The following is a 23,878-nucleotide window of genomic DNA, read 5'->3' on the forward strand; positions in this document are numbered from 1 at the left end:
GGCCAGGCGGTGCCGCACGCCGCTCAGCCCTTACGGCGGTGCGCGGCGACGCGTTCGCGGGTAGCGCACCGCTCCGAGCAGTACCGGCGCGGGCTGCCGCCGCCGAGGTCGGCGAAGGGCCGTCCGCACGCGGCCGACGCGCACAGCCCGCCCGGCTGCCGCTGCCGCTGCGCCAGCAGCAGCGCCAGCGCGTGCGCCGACGACGTCACCAGCCACTCGGCCCACGGTGCGTCGTCGCGACTGTCCACATGCACGTGCCACTCGTGCTCGCCGCCGTGGGTGGTGAGCCTCGGCGGATGGGCGTACCGGGCGAGCAGGTCGTTGAGCAGTCCGGCAGCCTGCTCGACGCTGGTCGCGGCGAACACGGCGTGCAGCTCGGGCGCGACCTTCCGCATGGCCGCCACGTCGGCGTCGCCGAGCCCGAGCGGCTCCATCTCCCCGTGGTCGAGCAGCACCGCCGCCACGTTCTCGGTCCCGACCGGCTCGCGAAGCAGCACGGCCACCAGGTCGGCGGCCCGCTGCGCACCCTCGAACGGCATGCCACCAGTGTAACGTCTTGTGCGTGAAGAGCCGTTACGCACTGGCGAGATATCTGCTCGGCGCCACGGTCGCCAGAACCGGTGACGAGCTGTCCGGCCCCGCCCTGCTCGTGCTCGGGCTCGCGGCGACCGGCTCGATCGAGACCGGATCAGCGCTGCTCACGGGCCTGACGATCTCGGCGGCCGTGGGCGGTCCGCTGCTCGGCGCGGTGCTGGACCGCAGCCGCCGCCCCGGCATGCTGCTGGCGGCGGCGCTCGGCTGCTACGCGGGCGGGCTGGCCATCGTGCTCGCCGGAGTGGGCACGGTCGCGACCCCGCTCGTGGTGGCGGTGGCCCTCGGCGCGGGGTTGCTGAACCCCGCGCTCTCGGGCGGCTGGACCGCGCAGCTGCCCCGGCTCGTCGACACGCGGACCCTGCCGCGCGCGAACGGGCTCGACGCCATGACGTTCGGCGGAGCGAGCCTGGCAGGGCCCGCGCTCGCAGGCGTGCTGGCCAGCGCCTTCGGCGCACCGGTGGCGCTGGTGGCGGCGATCGTGCTCGTCGCCGCGGCGATCCCGGCCGCGTTGGCATTGCCGTCACAGCAGCCCGCGCCGCGCACTCGGCTACTCCACGACCTGCTCGCCGGAATACGGGCCATCGGGGCCAGCCGGTCGCTGCTGCGGGCCACGGCGACGTCGGTGGTGTCGTTCGCCGGGTTCGGCATGCTGCTGGTGGCGACCCCGCTGCTCGGCGAGCAGCGGTTCGGCGACGCGGGCCTCGGCGCTCTGCTGCTGAGCGTGCTCGCCGCGACGGCGCTGCTGGCCAACGCCGTGCTGGCCAGAGCGCCCCGCCTGCTGGCCCGTCCCGACCGCGCCGTGCTCGCGAGCACGGCGCTGCTGGGCGCGGGCATGCTGCTCGCGACCGTGCCGGGACCGGCCGTGCTCGTCGTCGCGGCCGCGGCGGTCGCCGGGCTCGGCGAGGGTCCTCAGCTCACGGCTTTGTTCGCGATCCGGCACCGCGAGGCGCCCGACGGCCTGCGGGCGCGGATCTTCACCACCGGCGCCAGTCTCAAGATCACCGGTCTGGCGGCGGGTTCCGCGCTCGCGGGCCCCGTGGCCGCGGCGTCGCCGACGGCGTGCCTGCTGACCGCGGCGGGATTCCAGGCGCTGGCCGCGCTGACCTATGTGTCCATCCCGGTCAGAAAGCCATCGCCTGCGCGCGCCGTTTGACCTCGGTGCCGTGACTCGTGCGCAGCGCGTTGATGGGTGTCACGCCGGGCAGCGACTCATCCTCCGAGAAGAGCCACCGCAGCATCTCGGTGCGGGTGAACCCGGAGTCCGAAAGCACCGTGATGGTTCCGGCGAGGCCCTTGATGACGCCGTCCTTGCCGAGGAAGTCCGCGGGGACGACCAGCTCACCATCTCTGCGGACGGCGATCAGCTGCCCGTCCCGCAACATCTGCCGCACCTTGTTCAGCGACAGCCCGAGCACGCCTGCGACCTCCGCCACCGGGAGTACGGCCACTTCGGCATCGAGCACGTCGTCAGCGATAGGGATCGCACTCACGCCTACTACCTTGCCACATGCGGCAAGAGACACAGCCTCGGTGAGCAGGACCAATCTAATGGCGTAACGGGGGCACCGTAGCCGGAGCCAACGCCACCGACCGTAGGATCCAGCCCTGTGACACGCACGGAAACCGGCCTCACCGGCACGCTGCTCGATCGGCGGTACCGCGTCGACGGGCTGCTGGCCAGAGGCGGCATGTCCTCGGTCTACCGGGGTGTCGACACGCGACTGGACCGCCCGGTCGCGATCAAGAGCATGGACTCCCGGTTCGCCGACGACCGCACGTTCGTGGACCGGTTCGAGCGTGAGGCCCGCTCGGCCGCGCGGCTGCACCACCCGCACGTGGTCGCCGTGCACGACCAGGGCTTCGACACCTCCGCGGGACCGGAGGACCGGCGCGCGTTCCTGGTGATGGAGCTCGTCGACGGCGGCACGCTGCGTGACCTGCTCGACCAGCGCGGCGCGCTCGACCTCCCGCTGGCCCTCACGATCGCCGAGCACGTCCTCTCGGCGCTCGCCGCCGCGCACGCGGCCGGGCTGGTGCACCGCGACGTCAAGCCGGAGAACGTGCTCATCGGCAAGGGCGGCAACGCGGGCGGGGTCGTGAAGGTCGGCGACTTCGGCCTGGTGCGCGCGGTCGCCAGCGCGGGCACCACCAGCACGAGCGTCATCCTCGGCACGGTCGCCTACCTCTCCCCCGAACAGGTCACCGACGGGTCGGCGAGCGAGCGCGGTGACGTCTACTCGGCCGGGATCCTGCTGTACGAGATGCTCACCGGCCGCGTGCCCTACACCGCGGACACAGCGCTGTCCGTCGCCTACCGGCACGTCAACGACGACGTGCCCGCGCCGAGCCTGGCAAGGGCAGACCTGCCACCCGCGCTCGACGACCTCGTCCTGCGGGCCACGCGCCGTGACCCCGAGGCCCGTCCGCAGGACGCGGGTGTGTTCCTCGCCGAGCTGACCGAGGTCCGCAACCAGCTGGGAATCCCCGTCGTGCCCGTCGTGGTGCCGTCCTCCCCACGCGAGCAGGAGCAGGTGCCGGACGCGGAGAAGACGCTGCCGGCGTTCCAGGCCGTGACCGTCCAGACACCGGCGGGCGGCGGCCCGCGCGGCACACAGGCGCTGCCCCGCATGGCTCATCAGGCCGACACGCAGCAGCCGCTGCCACCGTCACCGGGCGCGCGGGAGGACGGCCCGCCGAGGCGCCGCGGCCTGTGGGTGACGCTGTGGGTGCTGGTGGGCCTGCTCGTCGCGGGCGGCATCGGCGCGGGCGTCTGGTGGTTCACCGGTGGCCGCTACGTGGACGTGCCCAAGGTCGCGGGCATGGACAGGGCCAGTGCCGAACAGGTGCTCCGCCAGGCCGAGCTCACGCCGCGGTTCACCGAGGAACGGCACAACACCGTGCCGAGTGGCACCGTGATCCGCAGCGACCCGGAGCAGGGCTCGCGGGCGCTGCTCGGCGACGAGGTGACCGTGGTGCTCTCGCTCGGCAGGCCCGTGGTGCCGGACATCCCGCCAGGCTCGTCGGTGCAGCAGGCCGAGCAGGCGATCAAGGCGGTCCAGCTGGAGCCGAAACGCGACCAGGCCGCCGACCAGTACAGCGCCGAGGTGCCGGAGGGCGCGGTGGTGGCGGTGTCGCCACAGCCCGGCAGCCAGGCCAACATCGGCGACGCCGTGACGATCGTGGTGTCGAAGGGACCGCCGCCGACCCCGGTGCCGTCGGTGGCTGGCATGAGCAGGGACCAGGCGTTCCAGACGCTCACCGCGGCCGGGTTCCAGCCCTACGACGCGGGCGAGGAGTTCTCCGGCGACGTGCCCGCGGGCCACGTGATCCGCACCGAGCCGGCGGGCGGCGCGACGATCGAGGCGGGCAACCGCGTGGGCGTGTACGTCTCCAACGCCGTCGAGGTGCCGTCGGTGCTCGGCCGCTCCGGCGAGGAGGCCGTGCAGATCCTGTCCCAGTCCGGGCTCTCGGCGAGCGACGGGGGCCGGGGAGGCTTCAGCTTCGTCATCGGGCAGGATCCCGCTCCGGGAACCCTCGTGCCGAAGGGCACCACGATCAACCTCACCATCGTGCCGTGATACCCGATCTGAAATATGTGTGAAAATTCGCGTTCGGGCGCAACGCACGTGCGCACCCGGATACTGGAACCTGTTGTCCCGCTTGAATGATCGTGCCCCCCCGAAGGTTTGTATTCGTTGCCGTAATGGCTGGAAATCACGTCGGCCCCTCGACATCGGGGGGAAATTCGCCGTAGATTCTGTGACCGTTGCGGGGTGCGCGCGACGCCAGGCGACGTCACCGAAGGGTTAGCGGGTCGGTAACACTTCGACCACGCCCACGACATGTACGACTGGTGAACTACTCAACGGCAACCGACAAGCGATCTACTCGCGGGGAGAGACCGCCGATGCCAGTGGACCGGCTCAGCGCACTCGATGTCGCCTTCCTCTGCCTGGAAGGTGAGAACACGCCCATGCACATGGGCGCGGTAGCGACTTTCCGACCACGACGGGAGCTCGACCCGGAGAAGATCGTCGCCCTGCTGGCCGAACGGGCGGCTGGGATACCCAGGCTGCGCAGGCGGGTCCGCTCCGGCCTGCCCCTGCTCGGCGGCGCCCAGTGGGAGGACGACCCACGTTTCGACGCGGTGAACCACATCGGTGTCAGCAAGCTCTGCGACCTCTACGAGCCGGACCCGCTCGCCGAGTTCGCCTCGCACTGGATGGCCGAACCGCTCGACCTCGACGCTCCATTGTGGAATCTTCAACTGGTGACCGGGCTGCCGGACGGCGAGTTCGCGTTGCTCGTGAAGTTCCACCACGCGCTGACGGACGGCGCGGGCGCTGTCGAACTCGCCTTCGGGCTGCTCGACGAGGTGTCCGTGCCCGCGCAGCGCGACCACCGGCGGCGCGCTCCCGAGCCGAGGTCGCCGCTGCGGGAGCTGCGTGACGGGGCCACCGCGGCGATCAGCCAGGCGAAGGCGTCGGCGGGCATCGCGAGCGCGGTGCTGCGCGCGGCCCGCCCGTACCCGATCTCGCCCACGGCGACCATGAACGCCGCGACCCGCCGCATCGGGCTGGTGCGCATCGACCTCGCCGACATCCGGGTGATCCGCAAGGCGCACGGGGGCACCAACAACGACGTCGTGCTGGCGGTGCTGGCCGGCGCGCTGCGCGACTGGATGATCAACCGTGGGCAGCGCGCCGACGCCCGCTCCCTGCGTGCGCTGATCCCGGTGAGCCTGCGCGGGCGGGAGGCCGAGCACGCGGGCGGCAACGTCCTCTCCGGTTACCTGTGCGACCTGCCGGTCGAGCTGGACGACCCGGTCGACCGGCTGCGGGCGGTCCGGGCGGCGATGGAGCGCAACAAGCAGGCCGGGCCCGCGCGCGGGGCCGGTGCGATCCCGATCCTCGCGAGCCAGGTGCCCTCCGGGGTGCACCGCATCGCGACGAAGATGGCGGGCCGGGCCGCGCCCCTGCTGTTCGACACCGTCGTCACCAACGTGCCGCTGCCCGGAATCCCCATGTCACTGAACGGAGCCCGGCTGCGGGAGGTCTACCCCTTCGTCCCGCTCGCCCCGCACCAGTCGGTGGGCATCGCATTGAGCACCTACCGCAACTCGCTCCACATCGGACTCCAGGCCAACGGGCAGGCGGTGCCCGACGTCGGCTCGCTCGCCGACGCCGTCACCAAGTCACTGGCCGGCCTGTACCAGCGCAGTCTCTGAGCCCGCTCAGGCGCGCAGCATCTCCGCGACCAGGAACGCCAGCTCCAGCGACTGCTGGGTGTTGAGCCTGGGGTCGCACGCGGTCTCGTACCGGCCGGAGAGGTCGAGGTCGGAGATCTCCTGCGCGCCGCCGAGACACTCGGTGACGTCCTCGCCGGTCAGCTCGACGTGGATGCCGCCGGGGTAGGTGCCCAGGCGGTGGTGCACCTCGAAGAAGCCCTGGACCTCGTCGACGATGCGGTCGAAGTGCCTGGTCTTGTAGCCGTTGGACGACTCGTGGGTGTTGCCGTGCATCGGGTCGCACTGCCAGATGACCTTGTGCCCGGAGCTCTCGACCTTCTCCACGATCGCCGGGAGCACCTCGCGGACCTTGCCGTTGCCCATGCGCGAGATGAGCGTGAGCCTGCCGGGCTCGTTGCGCGGGTCGAGCCGCTCGACGTACTCGACGGCCTGCTCGGGCGTGGTGGTCGGGCCGATCTTGAGCCCGATCGGGTTGGCCAGCAGCTCGGCGAAGGCGATGTGCGCGCCGTCGAGCTGCCGCGTGCGCTCCCCGATCCAGAGGAAGTGGGACGAGAGGTTGTAGAGTTTCGCGTCCGGCGAGCCGGGGTTGTCGAGCCGCAGCATCGCCCGCTCGTAGTCGAGCAGCAGGGCCTCGTGGCTGGCGAAGATCTCGGTGGAGTGCAGCGAGCTGTCGCTCACGCCACACGCCGACATGAAGCGAAGGCCGCGGTCGATCTCGGAGGCCAGCGCCTCGTACCGCTCACCGGCGGGCGAGGTACGCACGAAGTCCTTGTTCCAGTCGTGCACCTGCGCAAGGTCGGCCATGCCCGCCCCGGTCAGCGCGCGCATCAGGTTCATCGCGGCGCCCGAGTTGGCGTAGGCCCTGATCATGCGGCCGGGGTCCGGCACCCGCAGCTCCGGCTCCGCGACCAGCGAGTTGACGATGTCCCCCCGGTACACCGGCAGGCCAAGCGCGTCGGTGGAGTTGGACCTCGGCTTGGCGTACTGGCCGGCGATGCGGCCGACCTTCACCACCGGCAGGCTCGCGCCGTAGGTCAGCACCACGGCCATCTGCAGCAGCGTGCGCAGGTTGGCCCTGATGTGGGGCTCGGTGTTGGACTCGAACGTCTCCGCGCAGTCCCCGCCCTGGAGCAGGAACGCCTCGCCGTGCGCGACCATCGCGAGCCGGCTGCGCAGCCGGTCGATCTCGGCGGGCACGGTGATGGGCGGCACACTCTCGAGCACGGCCCTGACCCGGCCGAGGATGTCGCGGTCGGGCCATTCGGGCTGCTGCGCCGCCGGGCGGGCGAGCGCGTCGTCGAGGCGGGCGCGCAGGTCCGCGGGCAGCGGCGGCAGCGAGGGCAGGGTGTCGATGGGGACGTCAACTGTCCAGTTCACGGCCTCCAGCATACGAAGCGGCCAGCGGCGCCCTCTTCCGGGACAGCATGTGCCTGACCACGTACTTGGCGTCGCGGCCCGCGCCGCCGACCAGCATGGACGAGAACGCGTACTGGAACGCCAGCCCCGTGAAGTACAGCCCCGGAGCCGAGGACACGACGCCCCGCTGCTCGAGCGGCCACCCGTTGTCGCCGATCACGGGCAGATCGATCCACGAGAAGTCCTGCCGGAAGCCCGTGCACCACACGACGTTGGTGACGTCGAGCACACGCCCGTCGGCGAGCATCGGCCTGCCGTCCCGCACGCCGACCGTGCGGTCCTCGGCGAGTTCCGCCCCTGCCGCCACGAGGTCGGCCCGCTTCACCCTGATCAGCGGCCCGCCGTGGTGCCTGATCTCCTCGCGCAGCTTGCGCCCGATCGGCGTGCGCAGGGTGAGCACGTGCTGGGCGAGGAAGAACAACACGGGCGCGATCGCGTACGCGGGCCTGCGGTTGATGTCGAACGGCAGCTCGCCGTTGATGTGGCCGCTGAGCACCGTGGGATGTCCCGCCTTCGCGACCTCGTACGCGATGTCGCCGCCAGAGTGGGAGGCCCCGACCACGAGCACTCCGCCAGGCAGCAGCCCGGAGGGGTTCTTGTACTCGCTGGAGTGCAGCTGCCGGATCGCCGGGTCGAGTCCGGCCGCGAAGTCCGGCACGTACGGCGTCCTGCCGAAGGTGCCCGAGGCCACGACGACGTTGTCGCACACGTACGACGGCCCGTTCGTCCGCACCACGTACTCGCCGTCCACACGCGACAGCCCCGTCACCGTGACGCCCGTGCGCACCGGAAGGTCGAACGTCGTCGCGTAGGACTCGAGGTAGTCGGCCATCTCGTCCTTGGTCGGGTAGGCCATTCTCGGCGCCGGGAACCGCATGCCGGGCAGGCCCTCCATGCGCGCCGGGCTGTAGAGCCGCAGCGTGTCCCAGTGACAGCGCCAGTTGTCCCCGACCCGCGCGTTGGCGTCCAGGATCACGAAGTCACGCTCGCGCTTCGCGAGGTGGTACCCGGTGGAGAGCCCGGACTGGCCCGCGCCGATGATCACCGTCTCGATGCGCCGGGTGCCGTTCGCCTCGGTCATGATGTCCTCCTCACCCGTTGTGGATCGCTCGACGCTACGGACGGCGAGCACGGCACGGCATCGCACGCGTGTACCAAAACGGGCTGTGCGGGCATGGTCCGTTCGTGCCACCCGCTCACACCAGGTGGTGCTGCACCACGTAGGTCGTCGCGGCGGCGCGGGACGACACGCCCAGCTTCGCGAAGGCGTTCTGCAGGTGCCGCCGCACCGTGTGCTCGCTGATCACCAGCTCCCCCGCGATCTCGCGGTTGGAGCGGCCAGCCGCGACCAGTGCGAGCACCTGCAGCTCACGGCCGGTCAGCTCGCAGGCCGCCGGAGCGGGTTCCCTCAGCCCCGCGACGCCGGGGGCGGCCCCGAGCTGGAGCAGTGTGCGCCGCGCGGCGTCCAGTTCGAACCGCGCGGTGTCGTCGTCGCCGAGCCCGCGGAAGGCCAGGCCGAGCAGGATGTGCGAACGGGCGCCCTCGTAGGGCGCGTCGACCTCGGCCCAGAGCCGGCACGCCGCGCGCAGCGACCCGACCGCTGCCACCGGATCGCCGTCCGCGAGCCGGAGGGCTCCCTCGGCGTGTGCCGACAGCGCGCGCAGCAACGACGCGTCGTGAACGGCGGCCAGACCGGCCAGCGCGTTCCCGGCCGTGCCCGCCGAGGCCGTGTCGCCCGCCGCGAGCATGATCTCGACCCGCGCCGCGAGCGTGAGGGCCCGCTGCCGAGGCGGCAGCGTCCCGTCGGCGGCGTGCCGGATCGCGGCCACCGCCGCGGCGGTGCGGCCCTGCGCGAGCCGCAGCAGCGCGAGCCCCGGCTGCGGCGGGTAGCCCCGCTCGCTCGCCTCGCCGTAGCGCTGCTCGGCCAGCTGCAGCTCGCCACGCAGCCGGTGCAGCTCGGCCTGCTGGTAGAGGGCGAGGCCGAGCGCGGGCTGGCCAGGCGGGTCGGCGAGACGCAGGCACGCGCGCTCGATCTCGGCGAGCGCCTCGGCCCACGCGCCCCGCAGGCGCAGAACCTCGGTGCGGTGCACGAGACACTGCCCGCGGAACGGCACCAGGCCGGGCTGCGCGGCGCACCACGCGCTGAGCGCCGCCGTCCACTCCTGCGCCCTGCGCAGGTCGGCGACCTCCTGGCAGACCTCGATGACACTGCAATAGATCATCCCGGCCGGTATCGCGGACAGCTCGCCCGCGGTGACCTCCGCCATCACCTCGTCGAGCAGCGAGAGCCCGGCGACGGCGTCCCCCATGCCGATCATGGCGCGGCCCTGGCCGTGCCGGGCCATCGCCACCAGGTCGGCGTCGCCGAACCGGGCTCCGATCTCGACGGCGGCGGTGAACAGGTCGTACGCCGTGAGAAAGTCCTCGCCCTGTGCGGACCTGATCCCGGTCGCGGTGAGCAGGTAACCCCGCGTGACGCAGTCGAGGTCGCCGTCGTCGACGATCCGCTGCGCCCGCGCGAACCACCCGCCGCTGCGGGCCAGCTCACCGCGCAGCAGCAGTCGCAGCGCGAGCCAGAACGCGCTCCACGCCGCCCGCTCCGCGTCGCCGAGGCGCAGGTACTCGTGGAACGCCCGCTCGCCCGCCCGGTAGCTCTCGGCGTCGTGGCCGAGCAGGAACGCGGCGGCCGCAAGGCGCGCCAGGTCCTCGGGTTCGAGGGGCTCCTCCGCATCGGCGGTCGACAGCCGCGTGAAGGCGTCCCGCCAGTCGTGCCGCTCGAAGCACTGCCGGGCGCGTCCGAGTTCCGTGGCCGTCGCCATTGGGGCCTCCCGCCGTCTATTGGACCTCACGGCGGGAGGCTTGGGAAGGCACCGGCCCTGCTACGCGACCTGCGCTGTTTCGTAGAGCGACTGTGCGTCGCTGCCGAAGTACGGGCCGAACATGTAGCCGGGCAGGAACGTGTAGCCGAAGCTGTTCACGGAGGCCTGCACGCCGAGCCCGGTCGCCTCGTCGAAGCCGAGGAACCACGGACCGCCGCTGGAGCCGCCCGTCATGTCGCAGCGCATTCCGTAGTCCTCGCTGAAGAACGGATCGGTGAACGTCGCGCCGCTGCAGTAGGTCAGCGACTCGCCGTCGTAGGGCTCGGCCGCCGGGTAGCCGAAGGAGTACATGTCCTGGCCGCGCTCGGTGTTGAACGCGACGCCCTGCGCCCCCACCACGTCGGTGAGGTGGTTGCCGTCGAGGGGTTCGACGACAGCGGCGCCCACGTCGTAGTTGATGTCCTCGCCGGCCTCCCACTGCGGCGTGGTCAGCGTCTGGCTCGCGGCCCACTCACCGAAGGGCGCGTTGCCGTTGTCGTAGCCCGGCACGAAGATCCAGTTGGTGTGCCAGGTGCCCTCGTACTTCACGCAGTGGCCCGCCGTCAGCACGACGCTGCGGTTGGCGCTCGTGACGGCGTTCCCGCTGCACGACGCGGGTGAGCCGTTGAAGTCGAAGAAGACCCGGCCCGCGGTCTCGGTGACCTCGCCGCCACCGGTCCACGGCTCGCCGGTGCTGTTCGCGGCCTGCGGGCGGATCACCGTCGGCGCGCCGCGCGCGACGTCGGCGACCGCCGAGACCGTCTTGTCGAGCAGGTCGTCCATGGGAATCGCCGCCCGCATGCGGTCGGCGGTCCAGTGTTCGGTGGCCTCGCTCGCGGTGCCGTCGAGCGCGTGTACCGCCACATCCGTCTGCTGCGCTGCGGCCGGGGTGGCGAAGGCCGCCACCGCCACCGCGCTCGCGGCCACCACCATCGCCGACCGCGCCAGCCCTCGCCTCATGACGCCCTCCCACATCCTCCGTCATCACGGATCGTGAATTGGCAACCACAGCTGCGTAGGCCAGGTTCGCCCGAGCGGGCCTAGGTGTGTACCGCCGCTTGGCCCAATCCGGAGAGGTCTGGTGAAGGGTGACGCAACGGCGTGCTGCGCGGTGCCCAGCTGCAGTGAAGGCCACCTTGCCTGCGTTGAACGCAGGCAAGGTGGCCTTCACTGCAGTCGGCCGGGTCAGACCACCGCGAGTGGCAGTGCTGTCGGGTGGACGGGGCTCGGGAGGTCCGAGGCGCCCGTGAGGTAGGTGTCCACCGCGTTGGCCACGGACCGGCCCTCCGCGATCGCCCACACCACGAGCGAGGCGCCGCGGTGGGCGTCACCGCACACGAACACGCCCGGCGCCTCGGTCTGCCAGTCGGAGCCGCACGAGAGCGTGCCGCGCCTGGTCAGCTTCAGGCCGAGGTCGTCAATCAGCCGCATGTGCTCGACGCCCTCGAACCCGATCGCGAAGAGCACGAGATCGGCAGGCAGCTCCTCGACCTCCTCGGACGTGGGCACCACCTCGCGGCGCCCGGTCTCCGGGTCCTTCTCCACGCGCACCTTGTGCAGCTCGATGGCCCGCACGTTGCCGTCCTCGTCGCCGACGAACCGCTTCACCGCCACGGCGAAGCGCCGTTCGCCCGTCTCCTCGTGCACCGGGTAGGTGCGCAGGATGTACGGCCAAGTCGGCCACGGCGAGCGGTCGTCGTCGCGTGTGGACGGTGGCTGCGGGTACTGGTCGAGCTGTGTCACCGAGAGCGCGCCCTGGCGGATCGCGGTGCCGTAGCTGTCGGCGCCCGTGTCGCCACCGCCGATGATCACGACGTGCTTGCCGGCCGCCTCGATGGCGGGCGGGCCGTCGCCCTCACACTGCCGGTTGGCGGGCACCAGGTGCTCCATCGCCAGGTGGATGCCCTTGAGATCCCTCCCCGGCGTGGTCGTGTCGTCCCGGCCCCGGAGCGCGCCGACCGCGAGCACCACCGCGTCGTAGCGCTCCCGCAGCTCCTCGACGGTGAGGTCGACCCCGACCTCGCAGCCGGTGACGAACGTGGTGCCCTCCTTCCGCAGCTGCGCGAGCCTGCGGTCGAGGACCTTCTTCTCCATCTTGAACTCGGGGATGCCGTAGCGGAGCAGGCCGCCGAGCCGGTCGTCGCGCTCGAACACGGTCACCTCGTGCCCGGCGCGGGTGAGCTGCTGCGCCGCCGCCAGCCCGGCCGGGCCGGACCCGACGACCGCCACCCGCTGCCCGGTCGAGACCGTCGCCTGCTGCGGCTGCACGTAGCCGGATTCCCACGCCTGCGCCGAAATCGTCTCCTCGACGCGCTTGATCGCCACCGGGCCACCGGACGCGGGCGAGATCGACAGCACGCAGCCCGCCTCGCACGGCGCGGGGCACAGCTTCCCGGTGAACTCCGGGAAGTTGTTGGTGGCGTGCAGCCGCTCGCTGGCCTCCGCCCAGTCGCCCCGGCGCACAAGGTCGTTCCACTCGGGGATGAGGTTGCCGAGCGGGCAGCCCGCGCTGCCGGAGTGGCAGAACGGGATGCCGCAGTCCATGCAGCGGCTGGCCTGCGTGCGCACGGCGCGGTTGCGTTCCTCCTGGCCGAGGTCGGCGTAGACCTCCTGCCAGTCGTGGACTCGCTCGTCCTTCGGCCGCTTCGGCGGCTCGGCGCGCTCGTACTTCAGAAAGCCCGTCGGGTCAGCCACGAGCCGCCTCCATGATCGCCTCGTCCACGTCACGGCCCGCCGCACGCGCGGCCTTGGTGGCCTCCAGAACTCGTTTGTAGTCACGCGGCATCACCTTGGTGAACGACGCCGAGCGGCCCGGCCAGTCGCCCAGCAGCGACGCCGCCACCGCCGAGCGCGTCAGCTCGTGGTGCCTCGTGACGATCTTCTTGAGCCACGCCAGCTCATCGGCCTCGGGCGTGAGCAGCTCCACCATGCCGAGGTTGACCTGCCGCTCGTCGAGGTCGAGCACGTAGGCGAGGCCGCCGGACATGCCCGCCGCGAGGTTGCGGCCCGTGCGGCCGAGGACCACGGCACGGCCGCCGGTCATGTACTCGAACGCGTGGTCGCCAACGCCCTCGGCGACGGCCAGCGCGCCCGAGTTGCGCACGCAGAACCGCTCGCCCACCTGGCCGCGGATGAACAGCTCACCGCTCGTCGCGCCGTACGCGATGGTGTTGCCCGCGATGACCTGACCCTCCGCCGCGAACGGCGACTCCGGATGGGGGCGGACGATCACCCGCCCGCCGGACAGGCCCTTGCCGACGTAGTCGTTGGCGTCACCGACCATGTCCAGCGTGACGCCCGGCGGCAGGAACGCGCCCAGTGACTGCCCCGCCGAACCCGTAAGCAGCACGTGGATCGTGTCGTCCGGAAGGCCCGCGCTGCCGTAGCGGCGCGTGATCTCCGAGCCGAGCAGCGTGCCGACCGTGCGGTTGACGTTGCGGACCGGCAGCTCCAGCCGCACGGGGTGCGCGTCCTCCAGCGACGCCTCCGCGAGCTGGATCAGCGTGCGGTCGAGCGCGTGCTCGAGGCCGTGGTCCTGCTCGCGCACCTTGCGCCGCGCCCCGCCGTACGGCGTGTCGGTGGGCACCGCGAACACCGGCGTGAGGTCGAGTCCTCGCGCCTTCCAGTGGTCGACGGCCTCGTCGACGTCGAGCACGTCCGCGCGGCCGATCGCCTCGTCGAGCGTGCGGAAACCCAGCTCCGCCAGCAGTTCCCGGACCTCCTGCGCCACGAAGCGGAAGTAGTTCACCACGTGCTCGGCCTGACCGGTGTAGCGCTTGCGTAGATCCGGATTCTGCGTGGCGACGCCCACCGGGCACGTGTCGAGGTGACACACGCGCATCATGATGCAGCCCGCGACCACGAGCGGAGCGGTGGCGAAGCCGTACTCCTCGGCGCCCAGCAGCGCCGCGACCACCACGTCGCGGCCCGTCTTCATGGCGCCGTCCACCTGCACGGTGATCCGGTCGCGTAGCCCGTTGAGCAGCAGCGTCTGCTGCGTCTCGGCGAGCCCGATCTCCCACGGCGTTCCCGCGTGCTTGAGCGAGTTCAACGGCGAGGCCCCGGTGCCGCCGTCGTGCCCGGAGATGAGCACCACGTCGGCGTGGGCCTTCGAGACACCGGCCGCGACCGTGCCGACGCCGAGCGAGCTGACGAGCTTCACGTGGATGCGGGCCCGCTCGTTGGCGTTCTTCAGATCGTGGATCAGCTGCGCAAGGTCCTCGATCGAATAGATGTCGTGGTGCGGCGGCGGGGAGATCAGCCCAACGCCCGGCGTCGAGTGCCGGGTCCGCGCGATCCACGGGTACACCTTGTTCGGCGGAAGCTGGCCGCCCTCGCCGGGCTTCGCGCCCTGGGCCATCTTGATCTGGATGTCGTCGGCGTTGACGAGGTACTCGCTCGTCACCCCGAACCGTCCACTCGCGACCTGCTTGATCGCGCTCCGGCGCTCGGGATCGTAGAGCCGCTCCGGGTCCTCGCCGCCCTCACCGGTGTTGGACCGGCCGCCGATGCGGTTCATCGCGATCGCGAGCGTCTGGTGCGCCTCTGCCGAAATGGAACCGTACGACATGGCGCCGGTGTTGAACCGCTTGCAGATCGACTCCACCGACTCGACCTCGTCGATCGGCACCGGCTGCCGGTTCTCGTTGCGGAAGGCGAACATCCCGCGCAGCACGCCGCCCTCGCGGTTGAGCCGGTTCACCTCGTCGGCGTAGGCGCGGTACGCCTCGTCCCTGCGCGTCTTGCTCGCGTGCTGGAGCAGGAACACGGTCTCGGGCGTGAACAGGTGCAGCTCGCCCTCGCGGCGGTAGGCGTACTCGCCGCCGGTCTCCAGGCCGCGGTGCACGCGCTCGGTCGGGTTGTCCGGGTAGGCGCGCCGGTGCCGCACGGCGACCTCCTCGGCGAGCACGTCGAGCCCCACGCCGCCGAGTTTGGAGATCGTGCCGGTGAAGTACTCGTCGAGCACCTCCTGCGACAGGCCCAGCGACTCGAACACCTGCGCGGCCGTGTAGGCGCCGACCGTCGAGATGCCCATCTTCGACATGATCTTGAGGACGCCCTTGACGAGGGCCTGCACGTAGTTGCGGACCGCCTTCGCCGGCTCGATGCCGGTGATCGCGCCCTGCCCGATCATGTCCTCGATCGTCTCGAAGGCGAGATAGGGGTTGACCGCCGCGGCGCCGTAGCCGAGCAGCAGCGCGACGTGGTGCACCTCGCGGGCGTCGCCCGTCTCGACGACGAGCGCGACGCGCAGCCGCTCCTTGGTGCGCACCAGGTGGTGGTGCACCGCGGAGACCAGCAGCAGCGACGGGATGGGCGCCATGCGGTGGTCGGCGTCGCGGTCGGAGAGCACGAGGGTGCGCGCGCCGGCGGCGATCGCCTCTGACGCCTCGCGGCGCACTCGCTCGATCGCCTCGGCGAGCGCCGGGCCTCCGCCGTCCACTTCGTACAGTCCGGAGAGGACGGTACAGGCGAAGCCTGGCAGGTCCCCGTCGTCGTTGACGTGGATCAGCTTGGCGAGCTCGTCGTTGTCGATCACCGGGGAAGCCAGCTGGATGTGCCTGCACGAGGCGGGTCCCGGCTCCAGCAGGTTCTGCTCGGGCCCCATGATCCGGCTCATCGAGGTGACCAGTTCCTCGCGGATCGCGTCCAGCGGCGGGTTGGTCACCTGCGCGAAGCCCTGCTTGAAGTAGTCGTACAGCGAGCGGGACCGCTTGGACAGCACCGCGGGCGGGGTGTCCGTGCCCATCGAGCCCAACGGCTCGGCGCCCTTTTCGGCCATCGGGCCGAGCAGGATCTTCAGCTCCTCCTCGGTGTAGCCGAACGCCAGCTGGCGGCGCAGCACCGAGGCGTGCGTCTGCGTGATGTGGTCGCGGTCGGGCAGCTCGGACAACGTCAGCAGGCCCGCGTGCAACCACTCCTCGTAGGGCGCCTCGGCGGCGAGCCCTGCCTTGATCTCGTCGTCGTTGACGATGCGGCCCGCCTCGGTGTCCACGAGGAACATGCGGCCCGGCTTGAGCCTGCCCTTGGCGATGACGTCCTTCGGCGGGACGTCGAGCACACCGGCCTCACTGGCCAGCACCACGCGGTCGTCGGCGGTCTGCCACCAACGCGCGGGCCGCAGGCCGTTGCGGTCGAGCACCGCGCCGACGAGCGTGCCGTCGGTGAACGTCACACACGCCGGGCCGTCCCACGGCTCCATCAGGCTCGCGTGGAACTGGTAGAACGCGCGGCGCTGCTCGTCCATGGTGGCGTGGTTCTCCCACGCCTCCGGGATCATCATCAGCACGGCGTGCGGCAGGCTGCGCCCGCCGAGGTGCAGCAGCTCGAGCACCTCGTCGAAGGACGCCGAGTCCGACGCCTCCGGCGAGCACACCGGATACAGCCGCGTCAGGTCACCGGGCAGCAGGTCCGACTCCAGCAGCGCCTCGCGGGCGCGCATGCGGTTGCGGTTGCCGCGGATGGTGTTGATCTCGCCGTTGTGTGCCACGAACCGGAAAGGGTGAGCCAGTGGCCAGGAAGGGAACGTGTTGGTGGAGAACCGGCTGTGCACCAGCGCGATGGCGCTGACCAGCCGCTCGTCCCGGAGGTCGGCGAAGAACGCCGGCAGCTGCGCGGGGGTGAGCATGCCCTTGTAGACCATCGTCCGCGAAGACAGCGAAGGGAAGTACACGCCGCAGCCGGACGCCTCGCTCTCGTGCTCGGCCCGCTTGCGCAGGCAGAACGCGAGCCGGTCGAGCTCGATGCCGCTGGGCAGCTCACCGTCGGCGTCGGCCTTGCCCGTGACGCACAGCATCGCGAAGTGCGGCATCACGGAGCGCGCCGTGGGGCCGATGCCGGCGGCATCGGCGTCGGCCGGCACGTCCCGCCAGCCGAGCACGGTGAGGTTCTCCTCGTCGGCGATCCGCTCGACGAGCTCGACGGCCTTGCGGCGCTGCTCGGCGTCGGCGGGCAGGAAGGCGATGCCGGCGGCGTAGTGGTGCTGACCGAAGGCGTCGGGCCTCGGCAGCTCGAACTCCGCCTCCGCCCGCAGCAGGTCGTCGGGCAGCTGCACCAGGATGCCCGCGCCGTCGCCACTGGTGGGCTCGGCGCCGGCGGCGCCACGGTGGTCCAGGTTCGTGAGTGCGTTGAGACCGTCGGTGACGATGCTGTGGGAGCGGACACCACGGACGTGCGCGACCATGGCTACACCGCAGGAATCCTGTTCCGTCGCAGGGTCGTAGAGGCCCTGTGGAGACGGAATCGCGGAGAAGATCAAGGGGACCTCCTGCGTCGTCTTCGTGCTCGATAAGTGCTGGGCACGGGACGACAATGGCCCGCTTATTAGCGCGACCTTAACATCTGGGAAACGCCAGGGCACCGGTTCGGAGTGGCCATTTCAGCTGTCGACTGTAACGATCTGGCAGCTCTGAACGACATCGTTCTTGATGGGCACTGAGCTCTTGGCTCGCCCACTGATTCTACCCGACGCCCGGGTTCCCGGAGTTCACCTCGGTTTCGCCTGGTAGCGTCCTCCTTCGACGCGAGCGGCAGCGAAGTCCGGTGCGAATCCGGCGCTGTGCCGCAACTGTGATGCCCAGCCGTACCGGACCGAGCACGAACCGTGACGGCGGGGTCGAGTCAGGTCGCCTGCACTCGCGCCGACGCCATCCACCTCCGGTCCAGGGGTCGCGGCGTCCAGGACCGCTCGCCGGCCGGGCGCGGCCAGGGCCGGCCGAACAGTCGAGGTCCTCATGTCCCGTGTACCCCGTCACCGCCGCAGGCCGTTCGCCATGCTCGGCGTGCTCTCCGCGGTCTCGGCGCTCGCTCTCGCCGGCTGCGCCGACCGCGCGCCGGAGGAGCCGGCCCCTTCGCCGGCCGCCGCCGACTTCCCCGTGGAGCTGCGCCCGGAGGGCGCGCCGGCGGTGACGATCGAGCAGCGGCCGGAGCGGATCGTCTCGCTCTCGCCGTCGACGACGGAGACCCTCTTCGCCGTGGGGGCCGGCGACCAGGTGGTGGCCGTCGACTCGGCCTCGACCTACCCGGCCGAGGCGCCGAAGACGTCGCTGTCGGGCATCAACATCGACCCGGTGGCGATCGCGGGCCACAATCCCGACCTCGTCATCGTCGAGTCGGACCTCGACGGCAAGCTCGCCGAGACGCTCGGCAAGACCGGCACCGAGACCCTGGTCCTGCCCGCTCCCGCCACGCTCGACGCCGCGTACGACCAGTTCGAGCTGGTGGGCAAGGCCACCGGCCACGCAGCCGAGGGCGCGGACCTCGCGCGACGCACCAAGGAGGAGATCGACAAGCTCGTGGCCGACGCGCCAGAACCGGCAGAGCCGCTGCGCTACTACCACGAGCTCGACCCGACGTTCTACAGCGTGACCTCGGCGACGTTCATCAGGCAGGTCTACGGGCTCTTCGGGCTCACCAACATCGCCGACCAGGGCGACCCCAACGCGCTCGGCGGCTACCCGCAGCTCTCCGCGGAGACCATCCTGCGGGAGGACCCGGACCTGATCTTCCTCGCCGACACCAGGTGCTGCGGGCAGAACGCGGACACCGTCGCCGCCCGCCCCGGCTGGGACACGCTCTCGGCCGTCAAACAGGACCGGGTCTTCGCGCTCGACGACGACATCGCGTCCCGGTGGAGCCCGCGTCTGGTGGAGCTGGTGCGCACCGTGGCCGACGCCGTCGCCGGCAAGTAGGTCCCGATGCTGCGGACCCGCTCCCGCCCGCCCACGACCCGCCTGCGCCCGCGCACGGTGGTCGTGGCGCTGCTCGTGCTGCTGGCGGCCATGGTGTTCGCGGTGGTCGCCGGTTCCGGGGAGCTCGGCTGGCAGCGGGTGCTCGGCGAGCTCGCCGCTCAGGTGACGGGTGGCACGTCGCCGCTGTCGGAACGTGAGGCGGCGATCGTGTGGGAGCTGCGCGCGCCACGCGTGCTGCTCGCCGGTCTCGTCGGCGCCGCGCTCGCCGGCGCGGGAGCGGCGTTCCAGGGCGTGTTCCGCAACCCGCTCGCCGACCCGTACCTGCTCGGCGCCGCCGCGGGCGCGGGCATGGCGGCCACCATCGTGGTGGTGTTCGTCCCGGCCGTGACGGGCTGGCTGATCGGCCCGCTGCCGCTCGCGGCGTTCGCCGGCGCGCTGGGCGGCGTGGGGCTGAGCTGGCTGCTCGGCCGCTCGGCGGGCGGCTCGGGCACGGCGACGCTGCTGCTGGCCGGCGTGGCGGTCACGGCGTTCCTCACCGCGATCCAGACGTTCGTGCAGCAGCTCAACACCGACACCATCAAGCAGGTCTACACGTGGACGCTTGGCGGGCTGAACGTCACGGGCTGGCGGGACCTGTGGCTCGCGCTGCCGTACGTCGCGGTGGCCGCGGTCGTGCTGTGCGGCTGCGCGCGGCTGCTCGACGTGCTCACGCTCGGGGACGCCGAGGCGGCCTCGCTCGGCATCCGGCCGGGCCGGGTCCGGCTGGTGCTGCTCGCCGCGGCGTCGCTCGCGACGGCCGCGGCCGTCGCGGTGAGCGGGCTGATCGGCTTCGTCGGCATCGTCGTGCCACACATCGTGCGCCTGCTCGCGGGCGCGAGCTACCGCGTGGTCCTGCCGCTGTCGCTCATCGGTGGCGCCGTGTTCCTGGTGCTGGCCGACTTCGTGGCCCGCACGGCGCTGCCGGGTGAGCTGCCGCTCGGGGTCGTGACGGCGTTCGCGGGCGCGCCGTTCTTCGCGATGGTGCTGCGCACGAGCAGGGGGCGGACGCCGTGACGGAACTGCGGTTGCGGAACGTGAGCGCGGGCTACGGCGCCAAACCGGTGGTGCGCGACGTGTCCGCGGAGGTGTCCAGCGGCGGGTGGTTCGCGATCGTGGGCCCCAACGGCGCGGGCAAGTCGACGCTGCTGAAGGCGATCGCCGGACTGGTGCCCTGCCAGGGCACGGTGGAGCTGGACGGAAAGACGCCGCCCCGCAAGGAGAAGGCACGCGTGCTCGGGTACGCGCCGCAGAACCCGGTGCTGCCGGAGGGGCTCACCGTCACCGACTACGTCCTCTTGGGACGGACGCCGCACCTCGGCCTGCTCGCGCGGGAGAGCGCCACCGACGTGTCCATTGTGGAGGACACGCTGGAACGGCTCGACCTGAGCGCGCTGGCGGGGCGGAAGCTGCGCACGCTGTCGGGCGGCGAGCAACAGCGCACGGTCCTCGCCAGGGTGCTCGCGCAGCGGACGTCGTTGCTGCTGCTCGACGAACCGACCACGGGCCTCGACGTCGGGCACGCGCAGGCGCTGCTCGAACGGCTCGACCTGCTGCGCCGTGAGGACGGCACCACGGTGGTCTCGACACTGCACGACCTCACCTTCGCCGCACAGTACGCCGACGAGCTCCTGCTGCTCGACGGCGGCGAGGTCGCCGCGTCGGGCAAGCCCGCGGAAGTGCTGACCCCCCAACGGCTCCGCGACCACTACGCCGCGGAGACCGAGGTCCTGCACACCAGGGAGGGCCACCCGGTGGTGGCCCCGATCCGCCGCCCCACGTAACCGCGCGAGTCCCGCGCTCCCGACGCCGAGTTGCGCAGTCGGGACGCCGAGTTGCGCGTTCCCGACACCGAGTTGCGCAACCGTGCCAACGGTCGAGGTCCGCAACAGCGACACGGTGGTGACACACGGCTCGCGGCACCTCACCCGGAACCGCCGCGACCCCCGATACCTCGCGACCGCCCGATACCTACCGCGGCGCGAGCGGGCCGCTGGCGAAGATACCGATCGGCGCCGACGGCGTAATCCCGCCCCGAACACAGGTAGAACGTGTTACAGTTCCGGCGTGATCCTCGATCGTTTCCGGTTGACCGGCAAGGTCGCCGTCGTGACCGGCTCGGGGCGCGGGATCGGCGCGGCCACCGCAGTGGCGCTCGCCGAGGCCGGTGCCGACGTGGTGCTCTCCGCCCGTACCAGGGAACAGCTTGACGAGGTCGCCGCGCGGATCGCCGACGCGGGACGCAAGGCGCACGTGGTGCCCGCCGACCTCACCGACCCCGCCGCGGCGGGCATGCTCGCGGACGCCGCCGTCGAGACGTTCGGCAGGCTCGACGTCGTGGTGAACAACGTCGGCGGCACGCTCCCCCGTCCACTCTCCGACACCTCGACAGAGTTCCTCGACGAGGCGTTCCGGTTCAACGTCGGTACGGCGCACGCGCTCACCCGCGCGGCCGTGCCCGCGCTGCTCCGGGCCGGCGGCGGCGCGATCGTCAACGTCTCCTCGGTGATGGGCCGCGTCAGCGGCCGGGGCTTCCTCGCCTACGGCACCGCGAAAGGAGCGCTCGTGCAGTACACGCGCCTGGCCGCGGCGGACCTCGCGCCGAAGATCCGCGTCAACGCGGTCGCGGTGGGCTCGGTCGCCACGTCGGCGCTCCAGGTGGTGGTGGACAACCCCGAGCTGCGCGAGCGCATGGAGGCCGCAACTCCGCTGCGCCGCATCGGCGATCCCGAGGACATCGCCGCGGCGATCCTCTACCTGAGCTCACCCGCGGGCTCCTACGTCACCGGCAAGGTGCTGGAGGTCGACGGCGGACAGCAGGCACCCAACCTCGAACTCGGACTCCCGGATCTGACATGACACTTCGCGTGGTGCAGTGGAGCACCGGAAACGTCGGCCGCCACACCATCGCGGGCATCGAAGCCCGCCCCGACCTCGAGCTGGCCGGTGTGTGGGTCTCCGACCCCGCCAAGTCGGGCAGGGACGCCGGAGCGCTCGCCGGGTTCGGCCGCGACCTCGGGGTCACCGCGACGACCGACGCCGACGCGCTGCTCGCGCTGAGGCCCGACTGCGTCGTCTACACGGCGATGGCCGACGACCGCATCACCGAGGCGCTCGACGACCTGTGCCGCATCCTGCGCGCGGGCGTCAACGTGGTCTCCAGCAGTCCCGTCTTTCTCCAGTACCCCGACGGCGTCGTGCCGAAGGAGCTGTCGGACCCCGTGCGCGAAGCGGCGGCCGAGGGCGGGGTTTCCCTGTGGGTCAACGGAATCGACCCCGGTTTCGCCAACGACTGGCTGCCGCTCGTGCTCACCGGCGTCTGCGAGCGCATCGACGAGGTGCGCTGCCTGGAGATCCTCGACTACTCCACCTACGACAACCGCAAGGTCCTCTTCGACATCATGGGCTTCGGCTCGCCGCTGGAGGACAAGCCGCTGCTGTTGCAGCCGGGGGTACTGACGCTCGCGTGGGGCAGCGTCGTGCGCCAGCTCGCGGCAGGGCTCGGCGTGGAGCTGGACGCCGTGGAGGAGCACCACGAGCGGCTGCCCGCACCGGAGACGTTCGACATCCCGTCCGGCACGATCGAACGCGGCACCGCCGCCGCACTGCGGTTCGAGATCAGGGGCATGCTCGGCGGGAAGCCCGCCTGCGTGCTGGAACACGTGACCCGGCTGCGGCCCGACCTCGGCCCGGACTGGCCGCAGCCCTCCGGCCAGGGGTGCTACCGCGTACAGGTGACCGGCGAGCCGAACTACACGCTGGACCTGCGCCTGCTCGGCACCGACGGCGACCACAACACCGCGGGACTCAAGGCGACCGCCATGCGGCTGGTGAACGCCGTGCCCGCCGTCGTGGCGGCCGCGCCCGGGCTACTGACCGGGCTCGACCTTCCGCTCGTCACCGGCAGGGGACTCCTCCGCCGCTGAGTCCGCCTCCTTCTCGCCCTCGTCCTGGTCGCCCTTGTCCTCGGCGTCCTTGTCCGACGACGGTTCCGCCGCGGCGCCGGTGTCGTCGTCCGGCTCCGGTTCGTCGGTGTTGAGCGTCGCCGGATCCTCGCGAGGGCCCAGCTTGCGGGCGTAGACGAAGTACGCGACGGCGCCGGCGAAGAGAACCATCGAGGTCCACACGTTGACGCGCAGACCGAGGATCTCGTTGGCCTGGTCGGTGCGCATGAGCTCGATCCAGAACCGGCCCGCGGTGTAACCGGCGACGTAGAGCGCGAAGACGCGGCCGTGCCCGAGGCGGAACCTCCGGTCCGCCCACACGATCAGCAGCGCTACCCCGAGGTTCCACAGCAGCTCGTACAGGAACGTCGGGTGCACGACCTCCACTGGCACGTCGCTGATGGCGACACCGTTCAGCGGGTCCTCGACCAGCGGGTTGTCGGGGTCGACGCGCCGGTAGATCTCCAGGCCCCACGGCAGGTCGGTCGGACCGCCGTAGAGTTCCTGGTTGAAGTAGTTGCCGAGCCTGCCGATCGCCTGCGCGACGACGATCCCGGGCGCGATGGCGTCGGCGACGGCCGGGAGCGGGATGCCCCTGCGGCGGCACGCGATCCACGCGCCCACGCCGCCGAGCGCGATCGCGCCCCAGATGCCGAGCCCGCCGTCCCAGATGTAGAGCGCCCTGATCGGGTCCTTGCCCTCACCGAAGTACAGCTGGGCGTCGGTGATGACGTGGTAGAGCCGGCCACCGATGAGTCCGAACGGCACGGCGAACACCGCGATGTCGACGATCGTGCCCTTGGACCCACCGCGTTGCGCCCACCTGCGCTCGCCCCACCAGATGGCCACGATGATCCCGACGATGATGCACAGCGCGTACATCCGCAGCGGAATCGGCCCGAGTTCGTACACCCCCCGGTCCGGGCTGGGGATGTTCGCGAGGAAGACTGCCGACGCGGTGTTCACGGGCCAACCGTAGCGTGAGCGCCGTCGCCTCAGCCGCCGAGGCTCATCTCGGCCGGGAACGGCCTGGGCAGCGTCAGCGTGCCGCCCTACTCTTGGCGATCTGCGTGTAGGCGCCGTCCACGAGCT

At 71.6% G+C, this 23,878-nt stretch carries 17 protein-coding genes; 8 read left to right on the plus strand and 9 right to left on the minus strand.

The window, feature by feature from the left end:
• Window positions 1–23 precede the first annotated feature (23 nt).
• Window positions 24–539 (minus strand): CGNR zinc finger domain-containing protein, encoded by a 516-nt coding sequence (locus tag FCN18_RS20150; protein ID WP_137095847.1) that lies wholly within the window; start codon window positions 537–539, stop codon window positions 24–26.
• Window positions 540–562: 23 nt separating this feature from the next.
• On the opposite strand from FCN18_RS20150, the gene FCN18_RS20155 reads away from it, so the two are divergent.
• Window positions 563–1,747: an MFS transporter gene (locus tag FCN18_RS20155; protein ID WP_137095848.1), complete on the plus strand. Its 1,185-nt coding sequence runs from the start codon at window positions 563–565 to the stop codon at window positions 1,745–1,747.
• Here the strand turns inward: FCN18_RS20155 and FCN18_RS39805 are convergent.
• Window positions 1,716–2,084, minus strand: coding sequence for an Rv2175c family DNA-binding protein (locus tag FCN18_RS39805; RefSeq protein WP_112272674.1), 369 nt, complete (start codon window positions 2,082–2,084; stop codon window positions 1,716–1,718). The two genes, FCN18_RS20155 and FCN18_RS39805, sit on opposite strands and share 32 nt — an antisense overlap.
• Before the next feature lie 117 nt (window positions 2,085–2,201).
• Between FCN18_RS39805 and FCN18_RS20165 the strand changes: the two genes are divergently transcribed.
• Together FCN18_RS20165 and FCN18_RS20170 are read left to right on the plus strand one after the other, a co-directional pair.
• Window positions 2,202–4,172 (plus strand): Stk1 family PASTA domain-containing Ser/Thr kinase, encoded by a 1,971-nt coding sequence (locus FCN18_RS20165; protein WP_137095849.1) that lies wholly within the window; start codon window positions 2,202–2,204, stop codon window positions 4,170–4,172.
• A 329-nt stretch (window positions 4,173–4,501) separates the two neighbouring features.
• Window positions 4,502–5,821, plus strand: coding sequence for a wax ester/triacylglycerol synthase family O-acyltransferase (locus FCN18_RS20170; protein ID WP_112272678.1), 1,320 nt, complete (start codon window positions 4,502–4,504; stop codon window positions 5,819–5,821).
• A gap of 6 nt (window positions 5,822–5,827) precedes the next feature.
• On the opposite strand, the gene FCN18_RS20175 is transcribed toward FCN18_RS20170, so the two are convergent.
• From FCN18_RS20175 to gltB, 6 genes are all read right to left on the minus strand, one after another.
• On the minus strand, window positions 5,828–7,231 hold the full coding sequence (locus tag FCN18_RS20175; RefSeq protein ID WP_112272680.1) for a class II 3-deoxy-7-phosphoheptulonate synthase: 1,404 nt from the start codon (window positions 7,229–7,231) through the stop codon (window positions 5,828–5,830).
• Complete coding sequence (locus tag FCN18_RS20180) at window positions 7,203–8,339, minus strand: flavin-containing monooxygenase (protein ID WP_137095850.1); 1,137 nt, start codon at window positions 8,337–8,339, stop codon at window positions 7,203–7,205. The genes FCN18_RS20175 and FCN18_RS20180 overlap by 29 nt, the downstream gene beginning before the upstream one ends.
• A gap of 115 nt (window positions 8,340–8,454) precedes the next feature.
• Window positions 8,455–10,077, minus strand: a complete 1,623-nt coding sequence (locus tag FCN18_RS20185; RefSeq protein ID WP_113641046.1) for a LuxR family transcriptional regulator — start codon at window positions 10,075–10,077, stop codon at window positions 8,455–8,457.
• Between the two features lie 60 nt (window positions 10,078–10,137).
• The gene (locus FCN18_RS20190) at window positions 10,138–11,076 is read right to left on the minus strand and encodes a trypsin-like serine peptidase (protein ID WP_112273210.1); all 939 of its coding nucleotides are present in this window, start codon (window positions 11,074–11,076) and stop codon (window positions 10,138–10,140) included.
• A 225-nt stretch (window positions 11,077–11,301) separates the two neighbouring features.
• Entirely contained in the window at window positions 11,302–12,810 is a 1,509-nt protein-coding gene (locus FCN18_RS20195) for a glutamate synthase subunit beta (RefSeq protein WP_112272685.1), read from the minus strand.
• Window positions 12,803–17,374, minus strand: coding sequence for a glutamate synthase large subunit (gene gltB, locus FCN18_RS20200; protein ID WP_137095851.1), 4,572 nt, complete (start codon window positions 17,372–17,374; stop codon window positions 12,803–12,805). The genes FCN18_RS20195 and gltB overlap by 8 nt, the downstream gene beginning before the upstream one ends.
• 514 nt (window positions 17,375–17,888) lie before the next feature.
• On the opposite strand from gltB, the gene FCN18_RS20205 reads away from it, so the two are divergent.
• The 5 genes from FCN18_RS20205 (at window position 17,889) to FCN18_RS20225 (ending at window position 22,768) form a co-directional block, all read left to right on the plus strand.
• Complete coding sequence (locus FCN18_RS20205) at window positions 17,889–18,806, plus strand: ABC transporter substrate-binding protein (protein ID WP_137095928.1); 918 nt, start codon at window positions 17,889–17,891, stop codon at window positions 18,804–18,806.
• A 6-nt stretch (window positions 18,807–18,812) separates the two neighbouring features.
• Window positions 18,813–19,859 (plus strand): FecCD family ABC transporter permease, encoded by a 1,047-nt coding sequence (locus FCN18_RS20210; protein ID WP_112272689.1) that lies wholly within the window; start codon window positions 18,813–18,815, stop codon window positions 19,857–19,859.
• Window positions 19,856–20,626 (plus strand): ABC transporter ATP-binding protein, encoded by a 771-nt coding sequence (locus FCN18_RS20215; RefSeq protein WP_137095852.1) that lies wholly within the window; start codon window positions 19,856–19,858, stop codon window positions 20,624–20,626. Before FCN18_RS20210 ends, FCN18_RS20215 begins: the two co-directional genes overlap by 4 nt.
• A gap of 283 nt (window positions 20,627–20,909) precedes the next feature.
• Entirely contained in the window at window positions 20,910–21,701 is a 792-nt protein-coding gene (locus tag FCN18_RS20220; RefSeq protein WP_112272693.1) for an SDR family oxidoreductase, read from the plus strand.
• Window positions 21,698–22,768, plus strand: a complete 1,071-nt coding sequence (locus FCN18_RS20225) for an NAD(P)H-dependent amine dehydrogenase family protein (protein ID WP_112272695.1) — start codon at window positions 21,698–21,700, stop codon at window positions 22,766–22,768. The genes FCN18_RS20220 and FCN18_RS20225 overlap by 4 nt, the downstream gene beginning before the upstream one ends.
• Here the strand turns inward: FCN18_RS20225 and lgt are convergent.
• The gene (gene lgt / locus FCN18_RS20230; RefSeq protein WP_112272697.1) at window positions 22,712–23,752 is read right to left on the minus strand and encodes a prolipoprotein diacylglyceryl transferase; all 1,041 of its coding nucleotides are present in this window, start codon (window positions 23,750–23,752) and stop codon (window positions 22,712–22,714) included. The genes FCN18_RS20225 and lgt overlap by 57 nt on opposite strands.
• Window positions 23,753–23,878: the final 126 nt, after the last annotated feature.

It is taken from the genome of Prauserella endophytica (assembly GCF_005146945.1).
Taxonomy (GTDB): domain Bacteria; phylum Actinomycetota; class Actinomycetes; order Mycobacteriales; family Pseudonocardiaceae; genus Prauserella_A; species Prauserella_A endophytica.